Origin of the sequence: Peribacillus sp. B2I2 (genome assembly GCF_041261685.1) — a bacterium.
Taxonomy (GTDB): Bacteria; Bacillota; Bacilli; order Bacillales; family DSM-1321; genus Peribacillus.
In genome coordinates this window covers 103,655-127,235 of the sequence record NZ_JBGCCB010000001.1, presented here as the reverse complement: position 1 = coordinate 127,235, position 23,581 = coordinate 103,655, and the positions used below count along the sequence as shown (strand labels likewise).

Genomic DNA, 23,581 nt, shown 5'->3' with positions numbered 1-23,581 from the left:
CCAACCAAATGGTTGAGAGCTTTTCGAAACGATAATGGAATTAACGTTTTGAGAACTGAGGTGCACGACGTGCGCCTTTAAGACCGTACTTTTTACGTTCTTTCATACGTGGGTCACGAGTTAGTAAACCAGCAGTTTTAAGAGATGGACGGTATTCTGGATCAACTTGAAGCAATGCACGAGCGATACCGTGACGGATTGCTCCAGCTTGACCAGTGTATCCACCACCGCTAACGTTTACTAGAACGTCGTAATTTCCAGTAGTTTCCGTTGCAACTAGTGGTTGGTTAACAACTTCACGTAATGCTGCGAAAGGAATATATTCATTAATGTCACGACCGTTAATAACGATGCGACCTTCGCCTGGTACTAAACGTACACGAGCTACTGAGCTCTTACGGCGACCAGTACCATAATATTGAACTTGTGCCAAGATAGTAACCTCCTTAGTAATTATCCGCGTAATTCGTATACTTCTGGTTGTTGAGCAGCGTGAGGGTGCTCAGCTCCAGCGTATACGTGTAATTTTTTGTAGATTTGACGACCAAGAGAATTCTTTGGAAGCATACCTTTGATAGCAAGTTCAAGCATTCTCTCAGGGTAGTTTGTACGCATTTCAAGAGCAGTTCTAGTTTTAAGACCGCCTGGATGCATAGTGTGACGGTAATAAATTTTGTCAGTCAATTTTTTACCAGTCAAGTGGATTTTTTCAACATTGATTAGAATTACATGATCACCAGTGTCAATGTTAGGTGTAAAAGTTGGTTTATGTTTACCACGTAAGATGGATGCTACTTCAGTAGAAAGGCGACCCAAAGTTTTGCCTTCAGCGTCAATCACATACCATTTACGTTCTACTTCATTAGCTTTCGCCATAAATGTCGTACGCATGGTTAACCTCCTAAAAAACTTTTTAATTTTTTATATTTATTTTCAATCACAATAAACTTCCGGGGCTTATCGTGGGATTAAAATACATACCATATTATATTAACTTCTCCCAGATTCATTGTCAAGGGAATGTTACACTAGGATAAGTTGTCTATAGAATACTCTCTGCAACTCCATGAAAAGGTCAGTATAGCGCCAAACCGCTCCATTACTGATTTCTTCCCGTTTATCAGTTGTAAAAAAACTGGTATCACAACAGAAATATTTTTATTTGTAAAATACTTTCCATAAATACAAGCCTTGGGCTGGTGCTGTTTTCCCTGCAAAACTGCGGTCTTTTTTATCCAATATCCCGATCATATCCCGGGGTGCCATCTTGCCGCTGCCGACTTCCAGGAGTGTCCCAACCAAGATACGTACCATATTATACAAAAAACCTTCCCCAACGAAGCGAAAAACCATGACACCATCGCTCTCTTCAAAATCGATTTCTTGAATAGTTCGAACTTTATCGACCACTTCCGTTTTTGCCGAACAAAAACTTGTAAAGTCATGTGTCCCTATCAAATAGGAAATGGCTTCCCTCATCGCCTTCCTATCTAATGGGTAGGGATAATGGTAGGCATAATTACGTTGGAACGGATCCCGTAGATTGGATCGGGCTACGATATAACGGTACTCTTTACCAGTCGTATGGAACCTCGCGTGAAAATCGTCAGGCACGATATCGACTTCCAAAACGACAATATCGGTCGGAAGAAGGGCGCTGAACGCCTTTACCCAATTTTCAGTAGGAAATGTAAGGGGCGATTCAAAGTGAATGACCTGCCCCTTTGCATGGACCCCTGAATCTGTCCTGCCTGAAGCAGTCACCTTTATAATTGAGCCTTTGTGCATTTGTGCTAAGACTGCCTCGAATTCACTTTGTATGGTTCGTTTCTCAGGCTGCACCTGATACCCAGCGAAATCCGTGCCGTCATACGCGATCACACATTTATATTTTGGCATAGTACTCTTCCTTAATATGAACGTAATAAAAATAACATGACCGTAAGAAGACCTATTGAGACCATTAAAAGGCTATCACTCGTCTTCCAGTCCAATTGGCGGTATTTCGTGCGGCCTTCCCCACCACGATATCCTCTTGATTCCATGGCAGTTGCCAATTCTTCTGCCCGTTTGAATGAACTCACAAATAAAGGAACAAGCAGCGGTACAATCGATTTAACCCTGTCCTTTACTGGACCAGATGAAAAGTCAACTCCCCTTGCCGTTTGAGCCTTCATGATTTTTTCCGTTTCCTCCATTAGCGTTGGAATGAACCGAAGGGCAATGGACATCATCAATGCTAGTTCGTGTACAGGCATTTTCCACTTTTTCAAGGGACCCAACAGCTCTTCCATTCCATCTGTAATGGATATCGGAGTTGTCGTCAATGTTAATAGTGACGTAACAAGGATTAGTAAAGTAAATCTTACGGATATGAACAAACCTTGAATCAAACCGCCTTCATAGATCTCGAACCAACCGTATTCAAAAAGCAATTCCCCTTCTTTCGTAAACAATATATGGAGAAGGAAAGTAAACACGATTAAGAAAAAGATAGGTTTTAACCCATTATAAAGATAGCGAAGGGGTATCTTCGAAAGGCTAATCAAAAGGATGGTGAATACCGCGAGTAAACCATAAGAAACGACATTATTCGCCAAAAAGATGACACAAACAAACAGAAACACAAGGAGCAATTTAGCCCTTGGATCCATCCTGTGTATCAGGGAGTCAGCAGGTACATAGCGCCCGATGATCATTTTATCCAGCATCAGCGGTTCCCCCGTTTCATGGCTTTATCTATTTCTATCGCTAAATCACCGATATTAAGACACGGTTGATCAAATCTAACCCCAAGTTCCTTCTGGAGCTTGAGCTGAAAACGCACCGTATCAGGTACATCCAGGCCAAGCTCAAGTAATTGTTCTGGCTCGGAGAAGATTTCCTGCGGAGTTCCTTTTTTGAACACCGTACCCTGATGCATGATAATTATGTCATCCGCGTACTTTGCTGCATCCTCCATACTATGTGTCACCAGAATTGTAGAAATGCCCCTTACTTTATGCAAATCATAAAACATGTTCATTATTTCTTTGCGTCCCCGTGGATCCAGTCCCGCTGTAGGCTCATCCAGTACCAATACTTCCGGCTCCATCGCAAGTACCCCGGCAATGGCCACCCGTCGCATTTGTCCGCCGGATAGATCGAATGGAGATTTTTCAAGAATTTCCTCACTCAATCCAACTTGAGCGATGGCTTTCCTGGCCAGTTTCTTAGCATCGGTTTCAGAAACCCCAAAATTCATAGGTCCGAAACATATATCCTTTTCAACCGTTTCATCAAATAGCTGATGTTCCGGAAACTGAAAAACAATTCCGACCTTTTGTCTAATTGGCCGCAATGCCTTTTCTTTTCTTCCAGCCTCGATCGTCCGGTCTCCAATGAAGACCCGACCCTTCGTCGGTTTTAAAAGAGCATTCAAATGCTGCAGTAGCGTCGATTTCCCGGACCCTGTATGCCCGATGATTGCGGTATAGGTTCCCGGCTCCATAGAAATATTGACATCATGAAGGGCGAGATGTTCAAAAGGAGTATTCACCTGATAGCGGTATTCTACATCATCGAGTGTAATTCGCATAAATCCTTCACCAACTCTTCCTCTGTCAAATGCCCATCAACCACACGAACACCATTTTTTTGTAACTCTTTGGTAAGTTTCACTGAAAAGGGAATATCCAGACCAAGAGCAATTAATTCTTCCTCTAATTCAAAAATATCCTGAGGCGGTCCTTCACGATATAACCGACCTTGGTTCATGACTATCATTCGATCAGCTTTCGCAGCTTCCTCAAGATCATGGGTGATTGATATGACGGTAATCTCGTTTTCCTGTTTTAACTCCCTAACTGTTTCAAGCACTTCTTCACGGCCTCTTGGGTCAAGCATGGAGGTTGCTTCATCTAAGATGATTATGTCTGGCTGCAAGGCTATTACACCTGCTATGGCCACTCTTTGCTTTTGACCGCCGGATAGATGGTGCGGCTCTTGATTAAGAAAGGCATTCATTTTAACCTTATTTAACGCACCATGAACACGCTCCACCATAACCTGCTGAGAAACACCGGCGTTTTCTAAACCAAAAGCCACATCATCCTGAACTGTAGTGCCTACAAATTGATTATCTGGGTTTTGAAAAACCATGCCAATTTTTTGGCGCGCATCCCAAACGGTTTCTTCCGTCAATAGTTGATCATTAATCGTAATGGTACCTGAGTTAGCGAACTGAAGTCCATTCAGTAACTTCGCTAATGTCGACTTGCCAGAACCATTATGCCCGACAATCGCAAGCCACTCCCCCTGATGAATATCAAATGAAACATCATCCAAGGCGTTTCGAGACTGACCCTCATATTTAAAAATAATATTTTTTAAAGAAACCAGCTTCTTCCCCATGTGGCCCTCCTCATCCTCGACTGCACTCGTCTAATCTAAACTCTGCTCAATCAACATAAACATAGTGGTATTTCTTCTGAAAATATAAAAAAACGCTGCACCCCTTCCACCGAAAGAATTTTCGGTAAATTAAGAGCAGCTTACAGCGGGCCTGTTACGAAAAACAGGTTATCTTATAATCGCTTATCAAAAGCGGGAAGGGATGCTTGAGCTAGACGTGAAGGCTCCCTGTATAAACAGGTTCCGCCAGCCATCGTAACACTCAATGCGAATTTCTAAATAACAGAATTTCTATTTTAAAAAAAGAAAAAGGGCATAGAACAAGTGAGTTTATTCATTTGTCCCGCCCTTTTTCATCGTTGTTATTAAACTAATTCAATAACCACGACTGGTGCACCGTCACCGCGGCGTGGACCAACTTTCATGATACGAGTGTATCCACCTTGACGTTCTTCATAACGTGGAGCCACGTCACTGAATAGTTTTTGAAGGGCATCTGTGCCATTCTCAGCGTCAGCGATTTCGTTACGGATGAATGATGCAGCTTGACGGCGTGCATGCAAGTCACCACGTTTACCAAGAGTGATCATTTTATCTACTACAGAACGTAATTCCTTTGCACGTGCTTCAGTAGTTTCAATGCGCTCATGGATAATAAGATCCGTAGCTAAATCACGAAGTAATGCTTTACGTTGTGCGCTAGTGCGTCCTAACTTTCTGTAACCCATTAGAGATTCCCTCCTTTGTTGAAGTTCTATATTGTGTGTCTAAACAAGGCTCACAACATAATGGATTGATTCCGCCATGTTATCAGTCGTCTTTACGAAGACCTAAGCCTAATTCTTCTAGTTTCGCTTTCACTTCTTCAAGTGATTTACGGCCTAGATTACGTACTTTCATCATATCTTCTTCCGTTTTATGAGCTAGCTCTTGAACGGTATTGATTCCAGCACGTTTCAAGCAGTTGTAAGAACGAACAGAAAGGTCTAATTCTTCGATCGTCATCTCAAGAACTTTTTCTTTTTGATCTTCTTCTTTTTCAACCATGATTTCAGCATTTTGAGCTTCATCGGTTAACCCAACAAAGATATTTAAATGCTCTGTTAAAATCTTAGCTCCAAGTGCTACCGCTTCTTGCGGACCCGTACTGCCATCAGTCCAAACATCGAACGTTAACTTGTCAAAGTTAGACAACTGTCCAACACGTGTATTTTCAACTTGGAAAGATACGCGTGAAACTGGAGTGTAAAGAGCATCGATTGGAATTACACCAATTGGCTGATCTTCTCTCTTGTTTTGAACAGCAGGAGTGTAGCCGCGGCCGCGACGTGCAGATAAACGCATACGCATATGACCGTTTTTACCAATTGTAGCAATATATAAATCCGGATTAAGAATTTCTACATCACTATCATGAGTGATATCAGCAGCCGTGATGACTCCGTCACCTTGAACGTCAATTTCCAGCGTCTTCTCTTCATCAGAGTAAATCTTAAGAGCTAGTTTTTTCACATTAAGAATGATAGATGTTACATCTTCCACGACGCCTTCAATTGTTGAGAACTCATGTAGCACTCCATCAATTTGTATAGCTGTGACAGCAGCACCTGGGAGTGAGGATAAAAGGATACGACGTAAGGAGTTACCCAATGTAGTACCATACCCACGCTCTAGTGGCTCTACGACGAATTTACCGAATTTGGTATCGTCGTTGATTTCAACCGTTTCGATTTTTGGTTTTTCTATTTCGATCATCAATAAACCCTCCTTCAAAACGTCAAAACCCCGGTAAGTAAACTAAGTCACTTAAACCGAAATTCCCCATGTATACGTTCCCGCTGTGCGCAACAACTGAAAATTAATCCTCTGTAAGAACGCAAACTCAGTATTATATCCCATTATTGACAGGAATACAAAATCTATACAGAAAAATTAAACACGGCGACGTTTTGGTGGACGGCATCCGTTATGTGGAACTGGAGTTACATCTTTAATTGCAGTTACTTCTAGGCCAGCAGCTTGAAGTGCACGAATAGCAGCTTCACGTCCAGCACCAGGTCCTTTAACTGTAACTTCAAGAGTTTTCATACCATGTTCAATTGATGTTTTAGCAGCTGTTTCAGCAGCCATTTGTGCAGCAAATGGAGTGGATTTACGAGATCCACGGAATCCTAGAGCTCCAGCACTTGACCAAGAAATAGCATTACCATGAGAGTCAGTGATCGTAACGATAGTGTTATTGAAAGTTGAACGAATATGTGCAATACCAGTTTCTATATTCTTTTTCACACGACGTTTACGTGTATTAGTTTTACGTGCCATGAAAAGTAACCTCCTTTACTAATTATTTTTTCTTGTTAGCTACAGTACGACGAGGTCCTTTACGCGTACGAGCATTGTTTTTTGTATTTTGACCGCGGACAGGAAGACCACGACGGTGACGTAAACCACGGTAAGAACCGATTTCCATTAAACGTTTGATGTTTAGGGAGATTTCACGACGAAGGTCGCCTTCTACTTTAAGCTTGTCAATGATATCACGAATTTTATTCAATTCGTCTTCCGTTAAGTCACGAACGCGAGTTTCTTCAGAAACGCCTGCTTCTGCAAGAACTTTCATCGCTGTTTGTTTTCCAATACCATATATATATGTTAATGAGATAACAATACGTTTGTCACGGGGAATATCTACTCCAGCAATACGTGCCATGCTTGAGTGCACCTCCTTCTATTTAGCCTTGTTTTTGTTTATGTTTAGGGTTTTCGCAAATAACCATAACTTTACCTTTTCTGCGGATAACTTTACACTTTTCGCAGATTGGTTTGACTGATGGTCTGACTTTCATTGCTATCTAACCTCCTTATACAGATCGGAGCGTAACCGGATTATTTGAACCGGTATGTGATTCTGCCGCGAGTTAGATCATACGGGGAAAGCTCAACCGTAACTTTATCTCCAGGCAAAATGCGAATAAAGTGCATACGAATTTTACCGGATACATGAGCTAAAACAGTATGACCATTTTCTAATTCTACCTTAAACATTGCATTTGGCAAAGTCTCTTGTACTGTGCCTTCTACTTCAATTACATCATCTTTCGCCATTAAAGTGATTCTCCCTTCTCTATGCGTGAACCTATTAAAGGTACACATCTTTCCGTCAACATTACTACAGTCCAATTATCCTCATAAGTCTTACAATTCTGCATCAAGTATTCACCATTTTGTAGAACCAGGCTTTAACTGAGGACCTTTATCAGTTGGACCGAAATGAGGATTTTATGGGTCCTCATGTAAGTCTTGACCGATTCCGTGACCGACATACTCTCGAATAGAGAAGCAATTAGTCTCGACATAGGTTTGAATAGCATGGGAGATGTTTGAAAGGCGCACGCCTGACATAGCTTCTTTCAACCCTCTATATCACGACTCTTTAGGAATCCCAATAGAGTCACTGCATTTCTTCATCAATTTTGCCGACCGGATATGTCCATGAAGATCACTTAAAAAGTAATCGCCCAATTCAGGGAATACCAAGTACAAGAACCTGATTAATAAATGTGCGAATGCTCTCGCGAAATCCATTATACCCTTTGTATTAAAGGAATGCACCAAGTTTAACTAGTAAGATATAAAAATGGTATGAATTTCATTAATCAATACGAATGATTAATTTTGTAAAGCACCTAATAACACATCGATATTTTCAAATACCTTATTAATATCTTGCTGTCCATTAATGTTGACCAAGTATCCTTTGTCTCCGTAGAAATCAAGAAGTGGCTTGGTTTGTTTCAAATTCACATCTAAGCGATTTTGAACCGTTTCTTCATTATCGTCAGCACGTTGATATAATTCTCCGCCACAGCGGTCGCAAACATCATCTTTAGCAGGAGGATTGAATACAAGATGATATGTCGCACCACATGATTTGCAAATACGACGTCCTGTCAATCTTTCCATTAAGATGCTTTTATCCACATCGATATTAATGACAAAATTTATTTTTCGATCTAAATCAGTAAGAATGCTTTCAAGTGCCTCTGCCTGTGCCACAGTACGTGGAAATCCATCAAGCAAAAAACCCTTTAGGCAGTCTTCCTTGCTTAAACGTTCACGTACAATGCCAATGGTAACTTCATCAGGTACCAATTCGCCTTTGTCCATGAATGATTTTGCCTTTAGACCTAATTCTGTTCCATCTTTGATAGCTGTTCGGAACATATCTCCAGTAGAAATATGAGGGATATTATATTTTTCTACGATTTGTTCAGCTTGAGTGCCCTTACCAGCACCCGGCAGACCCATTAACACTAGATTCAATTTTCTTCCCCCTCAAACTCTATAATGGGTAAAGGGAACAAACCGTTCCCAAAACTCATTACTTTATAAAGCCTTTATAGTGTCTCTTCACAAGTTGTGATTCCAGTTGCTTCATCGTATCAAGGGCAACCCCCACTACGATTAGCAAACTAGTGCCACCAATCTGTGCAGATTGAGGTAGATCAGCAAGCTTAATGAAAAATACCGGTAAAACGGCAATGATGGCTAAGAATATAGAGCCTACAAACGTTAATCGGTATAAAACACGTGTTAAATATTCTTGTGTACTCTTACCTGGACGAATCCCCGGCACATAGCCACCTTGCTTTTTCAAATTCTCTGCCATTTGTTCAGGGTTAACCTGAATGAATGCATAAAAATACGCAAAAGCAATGATAAGAGCAACATAAATGATCATACCAATTGGCTTGGTGTAATCAAGATTTGTTGATATCCAACTAGTGACGCTGTTCTTTCCGAAGAAAGAAGCGATTGTAGTGGGAGTAATGATAAATGCCATTGCAAAGATTACCGGAATAACCCCCGCAGCATTTACTTTCAATGGTAAATGTGTAGACTGGCCACCCATTTGTGTACGACCTACCGCAGCACGTTTCGCATACTGAATAGGAATTTTTCGTAATGCCTGCTGAATGAAGATGACAGCAACCACGATTGCTAATACTGCTAAAACAATGAGGATAATCGTTATGATTCGTAAGAATAATTGATCCCCGGCATTTTCAAATTGTTGGGCGTAGATCTGATTTGCCGTAGTTGGCAAACTAGCTACGATACCAGCAAAGATTATGATGGAAATCCCATTACCCACACCCTTAGCAGTGATCAGCTCCCCTAACCACAAAAGAAAAGCTGTTCCTGCCGTTAAGACAGTCGCAATAAGCAAGTATGTTGCAATTCCAGGATTTTCAATCAACTGGCCACCTGACATATTATTGAACCCATAAGACATACCCAAAGCTTGGATGAATCCTAGGATAATAGTGAAGTAACGAGTGAATTGAGCTAATTTACGGCGCCCTGCTTCTCCTTGTTTAGACCATTCAGTGAACTTAGGAACAACATCCATCTGTAATAGTTGAACGATGATAGATGCCGTGATGTATGGCATGATACCCATCGCTAATATGGAAAAGTTTTGTAGTGCTCCGCCGCCAAAGGTATTTAAAAGACCGATGACGCTCAGCTGGTCCTGTTCAGCGAGAAAATCGGCATTCACATGCGGTACAGGTATAAATGTACCGATGCGATAGACGATTAACATTAGAAGGGTAAAAATAATCTTATTCCTTATTTCACCCACGCGCATAAAATTGGAGATCGTGCGAAACATTAGATCACCTCTGTATTACCGCCAGCAGCTTCGATAGCTTCTTTAGCAGTAGACGAGAATTTGTGAGCTTTAACAGTAAGCTTTTTCTCAATGCTTCCTTTGGCAAGAATTTTGATTCCTGCTTTTTCTTTACTTACAACTCCAGTCTCAAGTAAAAGAGCTGGTGTTACTTCAGTACCGTCTTCGAAAAGATTTAACGTATCGAGATTCACGATAGCATAGTCTTTACGGTTGATGTTGGTAAATCCACGTTTAGGTAGACGTCTGAATAGAGGAGTTTGTCCCCCTTCAAATCCAAGACGCACACCGCCGCCGGAGCGAGCGTTTTGTCCTTTATGTCCTTTACCTGCTGTTTTACCGTTACCAGATCCAATACCGCGACCTTTACGTTTACGTTCTTTACGAGAACCTTCTGCAGCTTTTAACTCATGAAGTTTCATGTTGGCACCTCCTTGTTAAGTTAAAAATTATTTTATTGTTCTTTTACAGTAACAAGATGAGCAACTTTGGTAATCATACCGCGAATCGCAGGGTTATCTTCATGAGTAACCGTTTGATGCATTTTGCGTAAACCCAAAGTGTTAACTGTAACACGTTGATCTTCTGGACGACCAATCAAGCTGCGAGTGAGGGTAATTTCTAATTTATTAGCCATAATTCGATTTCCCTCCTTATCCTAACAGTTCTTGTACTGATTTTCCACGTAACTTAGCTACGTCTTCAGCACGTTTCAATTGCTTCAATCCTTCAAGTGTTGCGCGAACCATATTAATAGGTGTATTAGTACCTAGTGATTTAGACAAGATATCGCTAACTCCGCCTAATTCAAGTACCGCACGAACAGGACCACCAGCAATTACTCCTGTACCTTCAGAAGCTGGTTTCAATAGAATGTGACCTGCGCCATAGCGACCGTTCACAAGGTGAGGAATTGTAGTTCCAACCATTGGTACTGTAATTAGATTTTTCTTAGCATCCTCAATAGCTTTACGGATAGCATCCGGAACTTCTTGAGCTTTACCAGTACCAAATCCAACATGACCATTTTTATCACCAACAACAACTAGTGCAGTGAAACGGAAACGACGTCCGCCTTTAACAACTTTAGCTACACGATTTACTGTAACTACGCGTTCTTCAAGTTCTAATTTATTAGGATCAATGCTACGCATCTGTTATGTCCCTCCTTATCCATTAAAATTCTAAGCCGTTTTCACGAGCAGCGTCAGCCAATGCTTTAACACGACCATGGAAGAGGTAACCACCGCGGTCAAATACCACAGCTTTGAAACCTTTTTCAACAGCACGTTTCGCAATAAGTTCGCCAACTTTTTGAGCTGCTTCAGCATTGCTACTAGCTTCGATACTGATCTCTTTATCAAGAGTTGAAGCACTTGCTAATGTTACGCCTTGTGCATCGTCAATTAATTGTGCGTAAATGTGTTTGTTTGAACGAAACACATTTAAACGAGGACGAGCTTCTGTTCCAGAAAGCTTAGCACGTACACGTGCATGTCTTTTCTGACGAGTAGCATTTTTATCAAGCTTCGTAATCATTTACGTCACTCCTTTCGTTTACTTATGCGGCATTACTTACCAGTTTTACCTTCTTTACGACGAACGAATTCGCCTTCGTAACGAATACCTTTACCTTTATACGGTTCAGGTGGGCGAACATCACGGATATTAGCTGCTAGAGCTCCTACGCGTTCTTTGTTTGCACCTTTGATGATTACTTTTGTATTAGAAGGAACTTCGACTTCAACGCCCGCTTCTGGTTCTATTTCTACAGGGTGGGAATATCCAACGTTAAGGATAAGCTTAGTACCTTGCTTTTGTGCACGGTACCCAACCCCAATAAGTTCAAGTGATTTTACAAATCCTGTTGATACACCTTCAACCATGTTAGAGATAAGTGCGCGAGTAGTTCCGTGTAAAGAACGGTGAGCCTTCTCGTCAGACGGACGTGTTACAGTTAACACGTTCTCTTCAACAACGATTGTAAGATCAGGATTGAATGATCTAGTTAATTCACCTTTAGGTCCTTTAACAGTTACTTCACTTCCGTTAACAGTAACTGTTACGCCTGCAGGGATTTCAATAGGTTTTTTACCTATACGAGACATATTGTGCACCTCCATTCTTGTGAAAATGTATTACCAAACGTATGCTAAAACTTCTCCGCCAACTTGTTTAGAGCGAGCTTCCTTGTCTGTTAAAACTCCGTGAGAAGTAGAAACAACTGCGATACCTAAACCGTTAAGAACGCGTGGTACCTCTCCAGTTTTTGCATATACACGCAAACCAGGTTTGCTGATACGTTTTAGACCAGTGATAACACGTTCGTTGTTTGCACCGTATTTTAAGAAGATACGGATGATACCTTGTTTGTTGTCTTCGATTAATTCAAAGTCACGTACGAAGCCTTCACGCTTTAAGATCTCAGCAATTTCTTTCTTGATCTTTGAAGCAGGAACTTCTAGTTTTTCGTGACGAACCATATTCGCATTACGGATGCGAGTAAGCATATCTGCAATAGGATCTGTCATGACCATTATATTTTACCTCCTTCCCAAACTCGGGTTTTACCAGCTAGCTTTTTTAACGCCAGGAATTTGTCCTTTATATGCAAGTTCGCGGAAACAAATACGACAAAGTTTAAATTTACGTAATACAGAATGTGGACGTCCGCAACGTTCGCAACGTGTATATTCTTGTACTTTAAACTTTTGTTCGCGTTTTTGCTTTACGATCATAGACTTTTTAGCCACGATTTCGCCTCCCTTTATTTAGAGATTACTTTTGGAACGGCATTCCAACTTGAGTAAGTAGTTCACGAGCTTCTTCGTCAGTGTTGGCAGTCGTTACGATAACGATATCCATACCACGAACTTTGCTCACTTTATCGTAATCAATCTCAGGGAAGATAAGTTGTTCTTTAACACCTAATGTATAGTTCCCACGTCCGTCAAAGGATTTCTTTGAAACGCCGCGGAAATCACGTACACGTGGTAAAGATACAGATACTAGCTTATCAAGGAATTGATACATACGCTCTCCACGTAATGTAACTTTCGCTCCGATAGGCATACCTTCACGCAAACGGAAGCCTGCGATTGATTTTTTAGCTTTTGTTATAACTGGTTTTTGACCAGTGATCAATGTAAGTTCTTCAACAGCTGTATCTAAAGCTTTTGAGTTAGATACTGCGTCACCCACACCCATGTTAATAACGATTTTCTCAATGTTTGGTACTTGCATTACTGATTGATAGTTGAATTTACCCATCAATGATGGTGTAATTTCACTTCTGAATTTTTCTTTAAGGCGGCTCATTGCTTAGTGTACCTCCCTTCATTTATGACTTATTTATCTAAAGATTCACCTGATATTTTAGCTACGCGTACTTTTTTACCATTTTCAATCTTATATCCAACACGAGTCGGTTTACCTGATTTAGGATCAAGTGGCATTACATTGGATACGTGAATAGCAGCTTCTCTGCTGATAATTCCACCTTGTGGATTAATTTGAGATGGCTTGGAATGCTTTTTCACGATGTTAATTCCTTCAACAAGCACACGATTTTGTTTCGGATATGCTTCAAGAATTGTTCCTTGTTTGCCTTTGTCCTTACCAGAGATGACTACGACTTTGTCACCTTTTTTAACATGCATTAGCTTGGCACCTCCTTGAAAGGCTTTATACAATTTTTACATATTATAGAACTTCTGGAGCTAGAGAAACGATCTTCATGAAACTATTGTCACGTAATTCACGAGCAACAGGTCCAAAAATACGAGTTCCACGTGGGCTCTTATCGTCACGGATAATTACACATGCGTTTTCATCAAAACGAATGTAAGAACCGTCAGGACGACGCATACCACGTTTTGTACGGACAACAACAGCCTTAACGACTTCACCTTTTTTAACAACGCCTCCTGGTGTTGCCTGTTTAACTGTACAAACGATGACATCACCGATGTTTGCAGTTTTACGGCCAGAACCACCTAGGACTTTAATTGTTAGCACTTCACGAGCACCTGAATTGTCAGCGACTTTTAAACGAGATTCTTGTTGAATCATGTACGGTACCTCCCTTCGGAATTAGCTTAATCCGAACTATATTAAATGATTACTGCTTTTTCTACTACTTCTACAAGACGGAAGCGCTTTGTAGCTGAAAGTGGACGAGTTTCCATGATACGTACTACGTCGCCTGCTTTAGCTTCGTTTAGCTCGTCATGAGCTTTTAACTTTTTAGAGTATTTCACGCGTTTACCGTATAAAGAATGCTTTTTATAGGTTTCTACAACAACTGTTACTGTTTTATCCATTTTATCGGATACTACGCGGCCAGTGTAGATTTTGCGTTGGTTGCGTTCGCTCATTCTGCAAACCTCCATTCATTATCGATTAGTGACACCGATCTCTCTTTGACGAACAACTGTTTTCATACGAGCAATCGATTTGCGAACTTCACGGATGCGAGCTGTATTTTCAAGTTGTCCAGTAGCTAACTGGAAACGAAGATTAAATAGTTCTTCTTTAAGAGATTTTAGTTTTTGTTCAATTTCAGCAGTGGTTAGATCTTTGATTTCATTAGCTTTCATTTGTTTCACCACCAATTTCCTCTCTTTTTACAAACTTGCATTTGATTGGAAGTTTGTGTGCTGCAAGGCGCAATGCTTCTCTTGCCACCTCTTCAGATACACCAGAGATTTCAAACAATACTTTGCCCGGTTTAACAACTGCTACCCAACCTTCAGGAGCACCTTTACCGGAACCCATCCGTACTTCAAGCGGCTTAGCTGTGTAAGGTTTGCTTGGGAAAATTTTGATCCAAACTTTTCCTCCACGTTTCATATAACGAGTCATCGCAATACGAGCTGCTTCGATTTGGCGGTTAGTGATCCAGGAAGCTTCTTGAGCTTGAAGTCCAAATTCTCCAAAATGAACTTCAGTGCCGCCCTTAGCCATCCCTCTCATCTTACCGCGGTGTTCACGACGGTATTTTACGCGTTTTGGCAATAACATATTATTTTCCTCCTTCCTCAGATTTCTTCTTAGTAGGAAGAACTTCTCCACGGTAGATCCAAACTTTCACGCCTAGCTTACCGTAAGTAGTATCTGCTTCAGCATGAGCATAATCTATGTCAGCACGAAGTGTGTGAAGTGGAACTGTTCCTTCGCTGTAATGTTCAGCACGAGCAATATCAGCACCGCCAAGACGACCAGAAACCTGAGTTTTGATTCCTTGTGCGCCAGAACGCATAGTACGTTGGATAGCTTGTTTTTGAGCACGACGGAATGAAACACGGTTTTCTAATTGACGAGCGATGTTTTCAGCAACCAATTTTGCGTCAAGATCTGCTCTTTTAATTTCAATGATATTGATATGAACTCTTTTGCCAGTTAACTGGTTCAAAGCTTTACGAAGTGCTTCAACTTCAGTACCGCCCTTACCGATAACCATTCCTGGTTTAGCAGTGTGAACAGATACATTGATACGGTTAGCTGCACGTTCGATTTCAACTTTGGATACAGAAGCATCACTTAAACGTTTCGCGATATACTCACGAACTTTAAGGTCTTCATGCAAAAGAACTGCGTAGTCTTTATCAGCGTACCATTTGGATTCCCAATCACGGATGATCCCGATACGCAAACCGACTGGATTTACCTTTTGACCCACAGATTACCCCTCCTTCTTTTCTGATACAACGATTGTAATATGACTAGTACGTTTGTTAATTGCACTCGCACGACCTTGAGCGCGAGGACGGAAACGTTTTAATGTTGGTCCTTCGTTAACGTATGCCTCTGAAACGACTAGGTTATTGATATCCATTTCGTAGTTATGTTCTGCATTTGCGATAGCAGATTTCAGAATCTTTTCTACGACTGGAGAAGCAGATTTTGGTGTTAAGCGAAGAATCGCTACTGCTTCACCTACTTGTTTTCCTCGAATTAAATCTGCGACTAAACGCACTTTACGAGGAGCAATACGAACTGTTCTAGCGACAGCTTTTGCTTGCATGAGATGCCCTCCTCTCATTAACGTCTTGTTTTCTTGTCATCACTTGCGTGACCTTTATAAGTGCGTGTAGGCGCGAATTCGCCTAGTTTGTGACCTACCATATCTTCTGTTACATAAACCGGCACATGCTTACGACCGTCATAAACAGCGATTGTATGTCCGATGAATTGCGGGAAGATTGTTGAGCGACGAGACCAAGTTTTTACTACCTGTTTCTTGTCAGCTTCATTTAATTTTTCAACTTTTACCAATAAATGATCATCAACAAAAGGCCCTTTTTTTAAGCTACGACCCATGCGAGTACCTCCCTTCGTGACTGTTCTACGGTTCTATATATGAACCGTAGGTCAATCCCGTTATTTTTTACGACGACGTACGATAAATTTATCGGATTTGTTTTTCTTCTTACGAGTTTTGAATCCAAGAGTAGGTTTACCCCATGGAGACATTGGTGATTTACGTCCGATTGGAGCTTTACCTTCACCACCACCATGCGGGTGATCGTTCGGGTTCATTACTGATCCACGAACTGTTGGGCGTTTACCTAACCAACGGTTACGACCAGCTTTACCAATGTTGATAAGTTCATGTTGTTCATTACCAACTTGACCGATTGTAGCACGGCAAGTAGCAAGAATCATACGAACCTCACCTGAGTTTAAACGTACAAGTACATAACGACCTTCTTTACCAAGTACTTGAGCAGATGTTCCTGCTGAACGGACTAATTGTCCACCTTTTCCTGGTTTAAGTTCGATGTTATGAATTACTGTACCAACTGGGATGTTAATAAGAGGAAGTGCGTTACCCACTTTAATGTCAGCTTCTGGACCTGACATGATTTCCAAACCTACTTCTAGGTTTTTCGGAGCTAGGATATAACGTTTTTCTCCATCAACGTAATTAATTAATGCAATGTTTGCAGAACGATTTGGATCGTACTCAATAGTAGCAACGCGTCCTGGTATACCATCTTTATTCCGTTTGAAATCGATGATACGGTATTGACGCTTGTGGCCGCCACCTTGATGACGAACTGTTAACTTACCTTGGTTATTACGGCCGCCTTTACTGTGTAAAGGAGCAAGTAATGATTTTTCCGGTTTGTCTGTAGTAATCTCAGCAAAATCGGAAGTTGTCATATTACGTCGACCGTTAGAGGTAGGTTTATACTTCTTAATCGCCATTTGTATTTCCCTCCTTCTCTAATGAATTAAGCCTCGAAAAGCTCGATTTCTTTGCTGTCAGCAGTTAATTTAACAATTGCTTTACGGCGCTTGTTAGTATAGCCTGCATGTTTGCCCATACGTTTAAATTTACCTTTGTAGTTCATGATGTTTACTTTCTCAACTTTAACGCCGAAAATTTCTTGAACAGCATCTTTAACTTGAGTTTTGTTAGCTCTAACATCAACTTCAAAAGTATATTTTTTTTCAGCCATTATGTCTGAAGAGCGTTCAGTGATTACGGGGCGCTTAATGATATCGCGTGCATCCATTATGCAAGCACCTCCTCTACTTTTTCGACAGCTGATTTAGTCAAGATCAATTTGTTGTGTGATACAACATCAAGAACATTAAGACCAACAGCTTCAACTACAGTAACACCAGGGATGTTACGTGCAGAAAGAGCAACTTTCTCATCTAATCCGTCAGTAACAATCAACGTTTTAGTATCAATAGAAAGGTTATTAAGTACTGCTACAAATTCTTTTGTTTTTGGAGCTTCGAAAGACAAGCTTTCAAGTACCAAAATGTTCTCTTCCAATGCCTTTGCAGACAATGCAGATTTAATAGCTAAACGACGCACCTTTTTAGGTAGCTTGTAAGCGTAAGATCTTGGAGTTGGTCCAAAAACAACGCCACCGCCACGCCATTGTGGAGAACGGATAGAACCTTGACGCGCACGTCCAGTTCCTTTTTGTTTCCAAGGTTTACGTCCACCGCCTGCAACTTCAGAACGGTTTTTAACTTTATGAGTTCCTTGACGCAAGGAAGCTCGTTGCATAATGATTGCTTCAAATAATACATGATTATTAGGTTCAATACCAAAGATGGCTTCATTTAGTTCGATGTCGCCAACTTGTGAACCTGTTTGGTTGAACAATGTAACTTTTGGCATTCTATTGCTCCTCCTTTCTCAGAAATTACTTTGCTTTAACAGCAGTTTTAACTTTGATCAATGCTTTTCTAGCACCAGGTACATTACCTTTGATCAATAGCAGGTTACGTTCAACATCAACTTTAACGATAGCCAAGTTTTGAACAGTAATTTGTTCCCCACCCATACGTCCTGGTAATAATTTACCTTTGAATACGCGGTTTGGAGCTACAGGACCCATTGAACCTGGGCGACGGTGGTAACGAGAACCATGAGTCATCGGTCCGCGAGATTGTCCGTGACGTTTGATAGCGCCTTGGAAACCTTTACCTTTTGAAATTCCTGAAACATCTACTAAATCGCCTTCAGCGAAAATACTAACATTGACTTCTTGACCGATCTCATATTCTGTAAGATCCGTTCCGCGGAATTCGCGAATGAAGCGCTTAGGAGTAGTATTTGCTTTTTCAACATGTCCCTTTTCAGGTTTGTTAGAAAGCTTTTCACGTTTGTTTTCAAAACCAACTTGAACTGCTTCATAGCCATCAGTTTCAACAGTTTTCTTTTGAAGAACCACGTTATTAGCAGCTTCGATAACTGTTACCGGGATAAGTTCGCCGTTTTCAGCAAAAACTTGAGTCATACCGATTTTTCTTCCTAAGATTCCTTTGGTCATAAGTCACACCTCCTAGAGTAATTGTTCATATTTATATGAATTATAATTTGATTTCAATGTCAACGCCTGATGGTAAATCTAAACGCATCAATGAATCAACTGTTTGTGGAGTTGGATTAACGATGTCGATTAGACGTTTATGCGTACGCATTTCGAATTGTTCACGAGAGTCTTTGTATTTATGAACCGCACGTAGGATCGTGTAAACCGATCTTTCAGTAGGCAATGGAATCGGACCAGATACAGCCGCACCAGAACGTTTTGCAGTTTCAACAATTTTCTCAGCAGATTGATCAAGAATTCTGTGATCATATGCTTTTAAACGGATACGAATTTTTTGTTTTGCCATAATTTTCCCTCCTTTTCGCCTATTTTAAAATAGACCTTCTCAATGGAAATTTCCCACACACTCGCCATGGCAAAGCGGCCGGGTGTGTCAGCAACCTTCCATATCATCGCAGTCAAAGACCAACATTGTCTATTATACATAAAGCACAAGTAGAATGCAAGTTATACTTAAATTTTTCTTGTGCAACACACTTTTATTATTATACATACTATCTCAAGTATTTACAAGTACATTCTACACGGTCTTTCATATCCATTTTCTTCATTTGATAAATCAACAACATTCACTTTGGAATACATCCATTTTTCAGTGGATATGGATATTATAGAAGTAAACATGAAAAGTCCTCTAAAATAGAAAAAAAGCAGATGGCGTCCCATCTGCTTTTCCCGGAAGGCGTCCCTTCCAATATTCATTTAAGAATTAATTACTCAGTGATTGTAGCAACGACGCCAGCGCCTACAGTACGTCCACCCTCACGGATAGAGAATTTAGTACCTTCTTCGATAGCGATTGGAGCGATAAGTTCTACAGTCATTTCGATGTTGTCTCCAGGCATAACCATTTCTACGCCTTCTGGAAGGTTACAAATACCAGTTACGTCAGTTGTACGGAAGTAGAACTGAGGACGGTAGTTTGTAAAGAATGGAGTGTGACGTCCACCTTCTTCTTTAGATAGAACATAAACTTCAGCTTTGAACTTTGTGTGTGGAGTGATTGTACCTGGTTTAGCAAGTACTTGTCCACGTTGGATATCTTCACGGGATACACCACGAAGAAGTGCACCGATGTTGTCACCAGCTTCAGCATAGTCAAGAAGTTTACGGAACATTTCAACACCTGTTACAGTTGTTGGTTTAGACTCTTCGTTGAAACCGATGATGTCAACAACGTCACCGACTTTAACTTGTCCACGCTCAACACGGCCAGTAGCAACTGTACCACGACCAGTGATAGAGAATACATCCTCAACTGGCATCATGAATGGTTTGTCAGTGTCACGAGTTGGTTCTGGGATATACTCGTCAACAGCTGTCATTAATTCATGAATTTTTTCTTCCCAAGCAGCTTCTCCTTGAAGAGCTTTTAGTGCAGATCCTTTGATAACTGGAATGTCATCGCCAGGGAATTCATATTCAGAAAGAAGGTCACGAATTTCCATTTCTACTAATTCAAGAAGTTCTTCGTCATCAACCATGTCGCATTTGTTCATGAATACTACTAGGAATGGTACACCTACTTGACGAGAAAGAAGGATGTGCTCACGAGTTTGTGGCATTGGGCCATCAGCAGCAGATACTACTAGGATTCCGCCGTCCATTTGTGCAGCACCAGTGATCATGTTTTTAACATAGTCAGCATGTCCTGGGCAGTCAACGTGTGCATAGTGACGAGTAGCTGTTTCGTACTCAACGTGTGCAGTAGAGATTGTGATACCACGTTCTCTTTCTTCTGGAGCACCATCGATTTGGTCATAAGCGCGAGCTTCTGCTCCACCAGTTTTAGCAAGTACAGTTGTGATTGCAGCTGTTAGAGTTGTTTTACCATGGTCGACGTGACCAATTGTTCCAACGTTAACGTGCGGTTTTGAACGATCAAATTTAGCTTTTCCCATTAGGAATTCCTCCTTAAAATTATAAATAAAAGATTAAGTATATAGGGCTGTGAAAGAAGACTAATTCTTCCATCACAGCTTACATAAGATAGTTATACTTTAATAAGAGATGAAAATCAATTATTCACCTTTATTTTTTTTGATGATCTCTTCAGAAATGCTCTTAGGTACTTCTTCATAATGGTCGAAGTGCATAGAGAATGTTCCGCGTCCTTGTGTGTTAGAACGTAGAGATGTAGCATATCCGAACATTTCAGATAGTGGAACCATCGCTTTAACCATTTGCGTGTTACCGCGAGCTTCCATACCTTCTACACGACCACGACGAGAAGTGATATCTCCCATGATGTCGCCTAGATAATCTTCAGGAATAACTACTTCTACTTTCATGATTGGTTCAAGGATAACCGGTTTACACTTAGAAGCAGCATTTTTAAGTGCCATTGATGCAGCAATTTTAAATGCCATTTCGTTGGAGTCAACGTCATGGTAAGAACCGTCAAATAATTTTGCTTTGATGTCGACTAGCGGGTAACCAGCAAGTACACCACGGTCAAGTGAATCAACTAATCCAGCTTGTACAGCAGGGATATATTCACGTGGTACTACACCACCGACGATAGCATTTTCAAATTCGAATCCTTTACCTTCTTCGTTTGGACCAAATTCAATCCATACGTGTCCAAATTGTCCACGACCACCTGATTGGCGAACGAATTTACCTTCAACCTTAGCTGAACCACGGAAAGTTTCACGGTATGCTACTTGAGGAGCACCAACGTTTGCTTCCACTTTGAATTCGCGACGCATACGGTCAACAAGGATGTCCAAGTGAAGTTCACCCATACCAGCGATGATCGTTTGACCAGTTTCTTGGTCAGTATGCGCACGGAATGTTGGATCTTCATCTTGTAGCTTTTGTAAAGCTTGAGACATTTTGTCTTGGTCTGCTTTTGATTTCGGTTCTACTGAAAGTGAAATAACCGGCTCTGGGAATACCATTGATTCAAGAATTACTTGGTTCTTGTCATCACATAGTGTATCTCCAGTTGTAGTATCTTTCAATCCAACAGCTGCTGCGATATCCCCTGCGTATACAGTTGAGATTTCTTCACGGCTGTTTGCATGCATTTGAAGGATACGTCCAATACGTTCACGTTTACCTTTGGTTGAGTTGATTACATATGATCCTGATTCTAATGTACCTGAGTACACACGGAAGAATGTAAGTTTACCAACGTAAGGGTCAGTCATAACTTTAAACGCTAAAGCTGAGAACGGTTCAGAATCATCTGAATGACGTTCTACTTCTTCTTCTGAATCCGGCAGAATACCTTTAATAGCTGGTACGTCCAATGGAGATGGAAGGAAGTCGATAACGTTATCAAGCATTAATTGAACACCTTTGTTTTTGAAAGCTGATCCACAGATAACTGGGAAGAATTCAACGTTAACGGTTGCTGTACGAATAGCAGCTTTTAATTCAGCAACGCTGATTTCTTCGCCGCCAAGGTATTTTTCCATTAAGTCTTCATTAACTTCCGCTACTGCTTCAACAAGCTTTTCACGGTATTCTTCAGCTAATTCGCGATGTTCTTCAGGAATTTCACCAACAGAGATATCAGTTCCTAGGTCATTACCATAGAAATGAGCTTTCATTTCAATAAGGTCAATGATTGCAGAGAATTGATCTTCAGCGCCGATTGGTAACTGAACTGGGTGCGCATTTGCTTGTAGACGGTCGATGATAGTTCCAACTGAGTAAAGGAAATCTGCACCGATTTTGTCCATTTTATTTACGAATACGACACGTGGTACACCGTAAGTTGTAGCTTGGCGCCAAACTGTTTCAGTTTGAGGCTCAACACCTGATTGGGCATCAAGTACAGCTACAGCTCCATCAAGTACGCGCAAAGAACGTTCAACTTCAACTGTGAAGTCTACGTGTCCCGGTGTATCGATGATGTTTACACGGTGACCTTTCCACTGTGCAGTTGTTGCAGCGGATGTGATCGTGATTCCGCGTTCTTGTTCCTGTTCCATCCAGTCCATTTGTGAAGCACCTTCGTGTGTTTCACCAATTTTATGGATTTTACCAGTGTAATATAGAACACGTTCTGTTGTTGTCGTTTTACCAGCATCGATGTGAGCCATGATACCGATATTACGAGTGTTTGCTAAGGAGAACTCTCTTGCCATTTGTCTTTCTCCTTCCTTCTATAAGGATTTTATAGTAATTAATCTTACCAGCGATAATGAGCGAATGCTTTGTTAGCTTCAGCCATTTTGTGTGTATCTTCACGTTTCTTAACTGCTGCTCCAGTATTGTTAGCAGCATCCATGATTTCATAAGCTAAACGCTCTTCCATCGTTTTTTCTCCACGAAGGCGAGAGTATTTTACTAACCAACGAAGTCCTAGAGTCGATTTACGGTCTGGACGCACCTCAACTGGTACTTGATAGTTAGCTCCACCCACACGGCGTGCTTTTACTTCTAATACAGGCATGATGTTTTTAAGTGCTTGATCAAAAACTTCGATCGACTCATTGCCAGTACGTTCTTTGATTAAATCAAATGCAGAGTAAAGAATTTTTTGTGATTTACCTCTTTGTCCATCAACCATTAATTTGTTGATTAAGCGAGTCACAAGTTTTGAATTATAAATTGGATCTGGTAATACGTCTCTTTTCGTTACAGGTCCTTTACGAGGCATTATATTTCCTCCTTT

The 23,581-nt window shown here is 40.9% G+C and carries 39 protein-coding genes; all 39 read right to left on the bottom strand.

Going from position 1 to position 23,581, the window contains the following annotated elements; translation table 11 throughout:
* Positions 1-40: 40 nt before the first annotated feature.
* Positions 41-433, bottom strand: a complete 393-nt coding sequence (gene rpsI / locus ABIE66_RS00740; protein ID WP_034304957.1) for a 30S ribosomal protein S9 — start codon at positions 431-433, stop codon at positions 41-43.
* Positions 434-453: 20 nt separating this feature from the next.
* Positions 454-891: a 50S ribosomal protein L13 gene (gene rplM / locus ABIE66_RS00735; protein WP_034304960.1), complete on the bottom strand. Its 438-nt coding sequence runs from the start codon at positions 889-891 to the stop codon at positions 454-456.
* 267 nt (positions 892-1,158) lie between these two features.
* Positions 1,159-1,899 carry a tRNA pseudouridine(38-40) synthase TruA gene (gene truA / locus ABIE66_RS00730; protein ID WP_370013575.1) on the bottom strand — a complete coding sequence of 247 codons (741 nt, stop codon included), beginning with the start codon at positions 1,897-1,899 and terminating at the stop codon, positions 1,159-1,161.
* A gap of 11 nt (positions 1,900-1,910) precedes the next feature.
* A complete protein-coding gene (locus ABIE66_RS00725; protein ID WP_289318655.1) occupies positions 1,911-2,711 on the bottom strand; it encodes an energy-coupling factor transporter transmembrane component T family protein in 801 nt (266 codons plus the stop codon).
* Positions 2,711-3,577, bottom strand: coding sequence for an energy-coupling factor ABC transporter ATP-binding protein (locus ABIE66_RS00720; protein WP_289318654.1), 867 nt, complete (start codon positions 3,575-3,577; stop codon positions 2,711-2,713). Before ABIE66_RS00720 ends, ABIE66_RS00725 begins: the two co-directional genes overlap by 1 nt.
* Positions 3,553-4,392, bottom strand: coding sequence for an energy-coupling factor ABC transporter ATP-binding protein (locus ABIE66_RS00715; RefSeq protein ID WP_289323335.1), 840 nt, complete (start codon positions 4,390-4,392; stop codon positions 3,553-3,555). The genes ABIE66_RS00720 and ABIE66_RS00715 overlap by 25 nt, the downstream gene beginning before the upstream one ends.
* Before the next feature lie 365 nt (positions 4,393-4,757).
* Positions 4,758-5,120, bottom strand: a complete 363-nt coding sequence (rplQ, locus tag ABIE66_RS00710; RefSeq protein WP_034304973.1) for a 50S ribosomal protein L17 — start codon at positions 5,118-5,120, stop codon at positions 4,758-4,760.
* Between the two features lie 82 nt (positions 5,121-5,202).
* The gene (locus ABIE66_RS00705; RefSeq protein ID WP_053349049.1) at positions 5,203-6,147 is read right to left on the bottom strand and encodes a DNA-directed RNA polymerase subunit alpha; all 945 of its coding nucleotides are present in this window, start codon (positions 6,145-6,147) and stop codon (positions 5,203-5,205) included.
* A gap of 177 nt (positions 6,148-6,324) precedes the next feature.
* Positions 6,325-6,714, bottom strand: a complete 390-nt coding sequence (gene rpsK, locus ABIE66_RS00700) for a 30S ribosomal protein S11 (protein WP_028390438.1) — start codon at positions 6,712-6,714, stop codon at positions 6,325-6,327.
* A 22-nt stretch (positions 6,715-6,736) separates the two neighbouring features.
* Complete coding sequence (gene rpsM / locus ABIE66_RS00695) at positions 6,737-7,102, bottom strand: 30S ribosomal protein S13 (protein WP_057915228.1); 366 nt, start codon at positions 7,100-7,102, stop codon at positions 6,737-6,739.
* Between the two features lie 22 nt (positions 7,103-7,124).
* Positions 7,125-7,238, bottom strand: coding sequence for a 50S ribosomal protein L36 (rpmJ, locus tag ABIE66_RS00690; protein ID WP_003156543.1), 114 nt, complete (start codon positions 7,236-7,238; stop codon positions 7,125-7,127).
* 40 nt (positions 7,239-7,278) lie between these two features.
* Entirely contained in the window at positions 7,279-7,497 is a 219-nt protein-coding gene (gene infA, locus ABIE66_RS00685) for a translation initiation factor IF-1 (RefSeq protein WP_028390440.1), read from the bottom strand.
* A gap of 174 nt (positions 7,498-7,671) precedes the next feature.
* Positions 7,672-7,794 (bottom strand): M24 family metallopeptidase, encoded by a 123-nt coding sequence (locus ABIE66_RS00680; protein WP_289318652.1) that lies wholly within the window; start codon positions 7,792-7,794, stop codon positions 7,672-7,674.
* A gap of 267 nt (positions 7,795-8,061) precedes the next feature.
* Complete coding sequence (locus tag ABIE66_RS00675; protein WP_289318651.1) at positions 8,062-8,715, bottom strand: adenylate kinase; 654 nt, start codon at positions 8,713-8,715, stop codon at positions 8,062-8,064.
* Positions 8,716-8,773: 58 nt separating this feature from the next.
* Positions 8,774-10,069 (bottom strand): preprotein translocase subunit SecY, encoded by a 1,296-nt coding sequence (secY, locus tag ABIE66_RS00670; protein WP_289318650.1) that lies wholly within the window; start codon positions 10,067-10,069, stop codon positions 8,774-8,776.
* A complete protein-coding gene (gene rplO, locus ABIE66_RS00665) occupies positions 10,069-10,509 on the bottom strand; it encodes a 50S ribosomal protein L15 (RefSeq protein ID WP_034304982.1) in 441 nt (146 codons plus the stop codon). Before rplO ends, secY begins: the two co-directional genes overlap by 1 nt.
* 32 nt (positions 10,510-10,541) lie before the next feature.
* On the bottom strand, positions 10,542-10,724 hold the full coding sequence (gene rpmD, locus ABIE66_RS00660; protein WP_289318649.1) for a 50S ribosomal protein L30: 183 nt from the start codon (positions 10,722-10,724) through the stop codon (positions 10,542-10,544).
* 16 nt (positions 10,725-10,740) lie between these two features.
* Positions 10,741-11,241 (bottom strand): 30S ribosomal protein S5, encoded by a 501-nt coding sequence (gene rpsE, locus ABIE66_RS00655; RefSeq protein WP_289323333.1) that lies wholly within the window; start codon positions 11,239-11,241, stop codon positions 10,741-10,743.
* A 22-nt stretch (positions 11,242-11,263) separates the two neighbouring features.
* A complete protein-coding gene (rplR, locus tag ABIE66_RS00650; protein WP_061440390.1) occupies positions 11,264-11,626 on the bottom strand; it encodes a 50S ribosomal protein L18 in 363 nt (120 codons plus the stop codon).
* 32 nt (positions 11,627-11,658) lie between these two features.
* Positions 11,659-12,195: a 50S ribosomal protein L6 gene (rplF, locus tag ABIE66_RS00645; RefSeq protein WP_289318648.1), complete on the bottom strand. Its 537-nt coding sequence runs from the start codon at positions 12,193-12,195 to the stop codon at positions 11,659-11,661.
* 30 nt (positions 12,196-12,225) lie between these two features.
* Entirely contained in the window at positions 12,226-12,624 is a 399-nt protein-coding gene (gene rpsH / locus ABIE66_RS00640; RefSeq protein WP_053349057.1) for a 30S ribosomal protein S8, read from the bottom strand.
* A 30-nt stretch (positions 12,625-12,654) separates the two neighbouring features.
* A complete protein-coding gene (locus tag ABIE66_RS00635) occupies positions 12,655-12,840 on the bottom strand; it encodes a type Z 30S ribosomal protein S14 (protein ID WP_034304998.1) in 186 nt (61 codons plus the stop codon).
* A 25-nt stretch (positions 12,841-12,865) separates the two neighbouring features.
* Positions 12,866-13,405, bottom strand: coding sequence for a 50S ribosomal protein L5 (gene rplE / locus ABIE66_RS00630; RefSeq protein ID WP_034305000.1), 540 nt, complete (start codon positions 13,403-13,405; stop codon positions 12,866-12,868).
* Positions 13,406-13,434: 29 nt separating this feature from the next.
* Positions 13,435-13,746, bottom strand: a complete 312-nt coding sequence (rplX, locus tag ABIE66_RS00625) for a 50S ribosomal protein L24 (RefSeq protein WP_061440387.1) — start codon at positions 13,744-13,746, stop codon at positions 13,435-13,437.
* Positions 13,747-13,789: 43 nt separating this feature from the next.
* The gene (gene rplN / locus ABIE66_RS00620; protein WP_061440386.1) at positions 13,790-14,158 is read right to left on the bottom strand and encodes a 50S ribosomal protein L14; all 369 of its coding nucleotides are present in this window, start codon (positions 14,156-14,158) and stop codon (positions 13,790-13,792) included.
* Between the two features lie 41 nt (positions 14,159-14,199).
* On the bottom strand, positions 14,200-14,463 hold the full coding sequence (gene rpsQ / locus ABIE66_RS00615; protein WP_034305007.1) for a 30S ribosomal protein S17: 264 nt from the start codon (positions 14,461-14,463) through the stop codon (positions 14,200-14,202).
* Between the two features lie 18 nt (positions 14,464-14,481).
* Positions 14,482-14,685 (bottom strand): 50S ribosomal protein L29, encoded by a 204-nt coding sequence (gene rpmC / locus ABIE66_RS00610; protein WP_034305010.1) that lies wholly within the window; start codon positions 14,683-14,685, stop codon positions 14,482-14,484.
* On the bottom strand, positions 14,675-15,109 hold the full coding sequence (rplP, locus tag ABIE66_RS00605; protein ID WP_053349061.1) for a 50S ribosomal protein L16: 435 nt from the start codon (positions 15,107-15,109) through the stop codon (positions 14,675-14,677). The genes rpmC and rplP overlap by 11 nt, the downstream gene beginning before the upstream one ends.
* Before the next feature lies 1 nt (position 15,110).
* The gene (rpsC, locus tag ABIE66_RS00600) at positions 15,111-15,767 is read right to left on the bottom strand and encodes a 30S ribosomal protein S3 (RefSeq protein ID WP_289318647.1); all 657 of its coding nucleotides are present in this window, start codon (positions 15,765-15,767) and stop codon (positions 15,111-15,113) included.
* A gap of 3 nt (positions 15,768-15,770) precedes the next feature.
* Complete coding sequence (rplV, locus tag ABIE66_RS00595; protein ID WP_061440384.1) at positions 15,771-16,112, bottom strand: 50S ribosomal protein L22; 342 nt, start codon at positions 16,110-16,112, stop codon at positions 15,771-15,773.
* A 17-nt stretch (positions 16,113-16,129) separates the two neighbouring features.
* Complete coding sequence (rpsS, locus tag ABIE66_RS00590) at positions 16,130-16,408, bottom strand: 30S ribosomal protein S19 (RefSeq protein WP_034305018.1); 279 nt, start codon at positions 16,406-16,408, stop codon at positions 16,130-16,132.
* Positions 16,409-16,468: 60 nt separating this feature from the next.
* Entirely contained in the window at positions 16,469-17,299 is an 831-nt protein-coding gene (rplB, locus tag ABIE66_RS00585) for a 50S ribosomal protein L2 (RefSeq protein WP_061440383.1), read from the bottom strand.
* 26 nt (positions 17,300-17,325) lie between these two features.
* Positions 17,326-17,610, bottom strand: a complete 285-nt coding sequence (gene rplW / locus ABIE66_RS00580; protein ID WP_034305023.1) for a 50S ribosomal protein L23 — start codon at positions 17,608-17,610, stop codon at positions 17,326-17,328.
* Positions 17,610-18,233: a 50S ribosomal protein L4 gene (gene rplD, locus ABIE66_RS00575; protein ID WP_370013574.1), complete on the bottom strand. Its 624-nt coding sequence runs from the start codon at positions 18,231-18,233 to the stop codon at positions 17,610-17,612. Before rplD ends, rplW begins: the two co-directional genes overlap by 1 nt.
* Before the next feature lie 25 nt (positions 18,234-18,258).
* Positions 18,259-18,888 carry a 50S ribosomal protein L3 gene (rplC, locus tag ABIE66_RS00570; RefSeq protein ID WP_061440382.1) on the bottom strand — a complete coding sequence of 210 codons (630 nt, stop codon included), beginning with the start codon at positions 18,886-18,888 and terminating at the stop codon, positions 18,259-18,261.
* A 40-nt stretch (positions 18,889-18,928) separates the two neighbouring features.
* Positions 18,929-19,237: a 30S ribosomal protein S10 gene (gene rpsJ, locus ABIE66_RS00565; RefSeq protein ID WP_019244375.1), complete on the bottom strand. Its 309-nt coding sequence runs from the start codon at positions 19,235-19,237 to the stop codon at positions 18,929-18,931.
* Positions 19,238-19,664: 427 nt separating this feature from the next.
* Complete coding sequence (gene tuf / locus ABIE66_RS00560) at positions 19,665-20,852, bottom strand: elongation factor Tu (protein WP_053349066.1); 1,188 nt, start codon at positions 20,850-20,852, stop codon at positions 19,665-19,667.
* Positions 20,853-20,972: 120 nt separating this feature from the next.
* The gene (fusA, locus tag ABIE66_RS00555; RefSeq protein WP_289323332.1) at positions 20,973-23,051 is read right to left on the bottom strand and encodes an elongation factor G; all 2,079 of its coding nucleotides are present in this window, start codon (positions 23,049-23,051) and stop codon (positions 20,973-20,975) included.
* Between the two features lie 44 nt (positions 23,052-23,095).
* A complete protein-coding gene (gene rpsG, locus ABIE66_RS00550) occupies positions 23,096-23,566 on the bottom strand; it encodes a 30S ribosomal protein S7 (RefSeq protein ID WP_034305035.1) in 471 nt (156 codons plus the stop codon).
* Positions 23,567-23,581 lie beyond the last annotated feature (15 nt).

Excerpts from the sequence above, each read along its gene's own strand:
- rplM (WP_034304960.1), bottom strand. The coding sequence starts at position 891 with ATGCGTACGACATTTATGGCGAAAGCTAATGAAGTAGAACGTAAATGG.
- truA (WP_370013575.1), bottom strand. The coding sequence starts at position 1,899 with ATGCCAAAATATAAATGTGTGATCGCGTATGACGGCACGGATTTCGCT.
- ABIE66_RS00725 (WP_289318655.1), bottom strand. The coding sequence starts at position 2,711 with ATGCTGGATAAAATGATCATCGGGCGCTATGTACCTGCTGACTCCCTG.
- ABIE66_RS00720 (WP_289318654.1), bottom strand. The coding sequence starts at position 3,577 with ATGCGAATTACACTCGATGATGTAGAATACCGCTATCAGGTGAATACT.
- ABIE66_RS00715 (WP_289323335.1), bottom strand. The coding sequence starts at position 4,392 with ATGGGGAAGAAGCTGGTTTCTTTAAAAAATATTATTTTTAAATATGAG.
- rplQ (WP_034304973.1), bottom strand. The coding sequence starts at position 5,120 with ATGGGTTACAGAAAGTTAGGACGCACTAGCGCACAACGTAAAGCATTA.
- ABIE66_RS00705 (WP_053349049.1), bottom strand. The coding sequence starts at position 6,147 with ATGATCGAAATAGAAAAACCAAAAATCGAAACGGTTGAAATCAACGAC.
- rpsK (WP_028390438.1), bottom strand. The coding sequence starts at position 6,714 with ATGGCACGTAAAACTAATACACGTAAACGTCGTGTGAAAAAGAATATA.
- rpsM (WP_057915228.1), bottom strand. The coding sequence starts at position 7,102 with ATGGCACGTATTGCTGGAGTAGATATTCCCCGTGACAAACGTATTGTT.
- rpmJ (WP_003156543.1), bottom strand. The coding sequence starts at position 7,238 with ATGAAAGTCAGACCATCAGTCAAACCAATCTGCGAAAAGTGTAAAGTT.
- infA (WP_028390440.1), bottom strand. The coding sequence starts at position 7,497 with ATGGCGAAAGATGATGTAATTGAAGTAGAAGGCACAGTACAAGAGACT.
- ABIE66_RS00680 (WP_289318652.1), bottom strand. The coding sequence starts at position 7,794 with ATGTCAGGCGTGCGCCTTTCAAACATCTCCCATGCTATTCAAACCTAT.
- secY (WP_289318650.1), bottom strand. The coding sequence starts at position 10,069 with ATGTTTCGCACGATCTCCAATTTTATGCGCGTGGGTGAAATAAGGAAT.
- rplO (WP_034304982.1), bottom strand. The coding sequence starts at position 10,509 with ATGAAACTTCATGAGTTAAAAGCTGCAGAAGGTTCTCGTAAAGAACGT.
- rpmD (WP_289318649.1), bottom strand. The coding sequence starts at position 10,724 with ATGGCTAATAAATTAGAAATTACCCTCACTCGCAGCTTGATTGGTCGT.
- rpsE (WP_289323333.1), bottom strand. The coding sequence starts at position 11,241 with ATGCGTAGCATTGATCCTAATAAATTAGAACTTGAAGAACGCGTAGTT.
- rplR (WP_061440390.1), bottom strand. The coding sequence starts at position 11,626 with ATGATTACGAAGCTTGATAAAAATGCTACTCGTCAGAAAAGACATGCA.
- rplF (WP_289318648.1), bottom strand. The coding sequence starts at position 12,195 with ATGTCTCGTATAGGTAAAAAACCTATTGAAATCCCTGCAGGCGTAACA.
- rpsH (WP_053349057.1), bottom strand. The coding sequence starts at position 12,624 with ATGGTCATGACAGATCCTATTGCAGATATGCTTACTCGCATCCGTAAT.
- rplE (WP_034305000.1), bottom strand. The coding sequence starts at position 13,405 with ATGAGCCGCCTTAAAGAAAAATTCAGAAGTGAAATTACACCATCATTG.
- rplX (WP_061440387.1), bottom strand. The coding sequence starts at position 13,746 with ATGCATGTTAAAAAAGGTGACAAAGTCGTAGTCATCTCTGGTAAGGAC.
- rplN (WP_061440386.1), bottom strand. The coding sequence starts at position 14,158 with ATGATTCAACAAGAATCTCGTTTAAAAGTCGCTGACAATTCAGGTGCT.
- rpsQ (WP_034305007.1), bottom strand. The coding sequence starts at position 14,463 with ATGAGCGAACGCAACCAACGCAAAATCTACACTGGCCGCGTAGTATCC.
- rpmC (WP_034305010.1), bottom strand. The coding sequence starts at position 14,685 with ATGAAAGCTAATGAAATCAAAGATCTAACCACTGCTGAAATTGAACAA.
- rplP (WP_053349061.1), bottom strand. The coding sequence starts at position 15,109 with ATGTTATTGCCAAAACGCGTAAAATACCGTCGTGAACACCGCGGTAAG.
- rplV (WP_061440384.1), bottom strand. The coding sequence starts at position 16,112 with ATGCAAGCAAAAGCTGTCGCTAGAACAGTTCGTATTGCTCCTCGTAAA.
- rpsS (WP_034305018.1), bottom strand. The coding sequence starts at position 16,408 with ATGGGTCGTAGCTTAAAAAAAGGGCCTTTTGTTGATGATCATTTATTG.
- rplB (WP_061440383.1), bottom strand. The coding sequence starts at position 17,299 with ATGGCGATTAAGAAGTATAAACCTACCTCTAACGGTCGACGTAATATG.
- rplW (WP_034305023.1), bottom strand. The coding sequence starts at position 17,610 with ATGGATGCACGCGATATCATTAAGCGCCCCGTAATCACTGAACGCTCT.
- rplD (WP_370013574.1), bottom strand. The coding sequence starts at position 18,233 with ATGCCAAAAGTTACATTGTTCAACCAAACAGGTTCACAAGTTGGCGAC.
- rplC (WP_061440382.1), bottom strand. The coding sequence starts at position 18,888 with ATGACCAAAGGAATCTTAGGAAGAAAAATCGGTATGACTCAAGTTTTT.
- rpsJ (WP_019244375.1), bottom strand. The coding sequence starts at position 19,237 with ATGGCAAAACAAAAAATTCGTATCCGTTTAAAAGCATATGATCACAGA.
- tuf (WP_053349066.1), bottom strand. The coding sequence starts at position 20,852 with ATGGGAAAAGCTAAATTTGATCGTTCAAAACCGCACGTTAACGTTGGA.
- fusA (WP_289323332.1), bottom strand. The coding sequence starts at position 23,051 with ATGGCAAGAGAGTTCTCCTTAGCAAACACTCGTAATATCGGTATCATG.
- rpsG (WP_034305035.1), bottom strand. The coding sequence starts at position 23,566 with ATGCCTCGTAAAGGACCTGTAACGAAAAGAGACGTATTACCAGATCCA.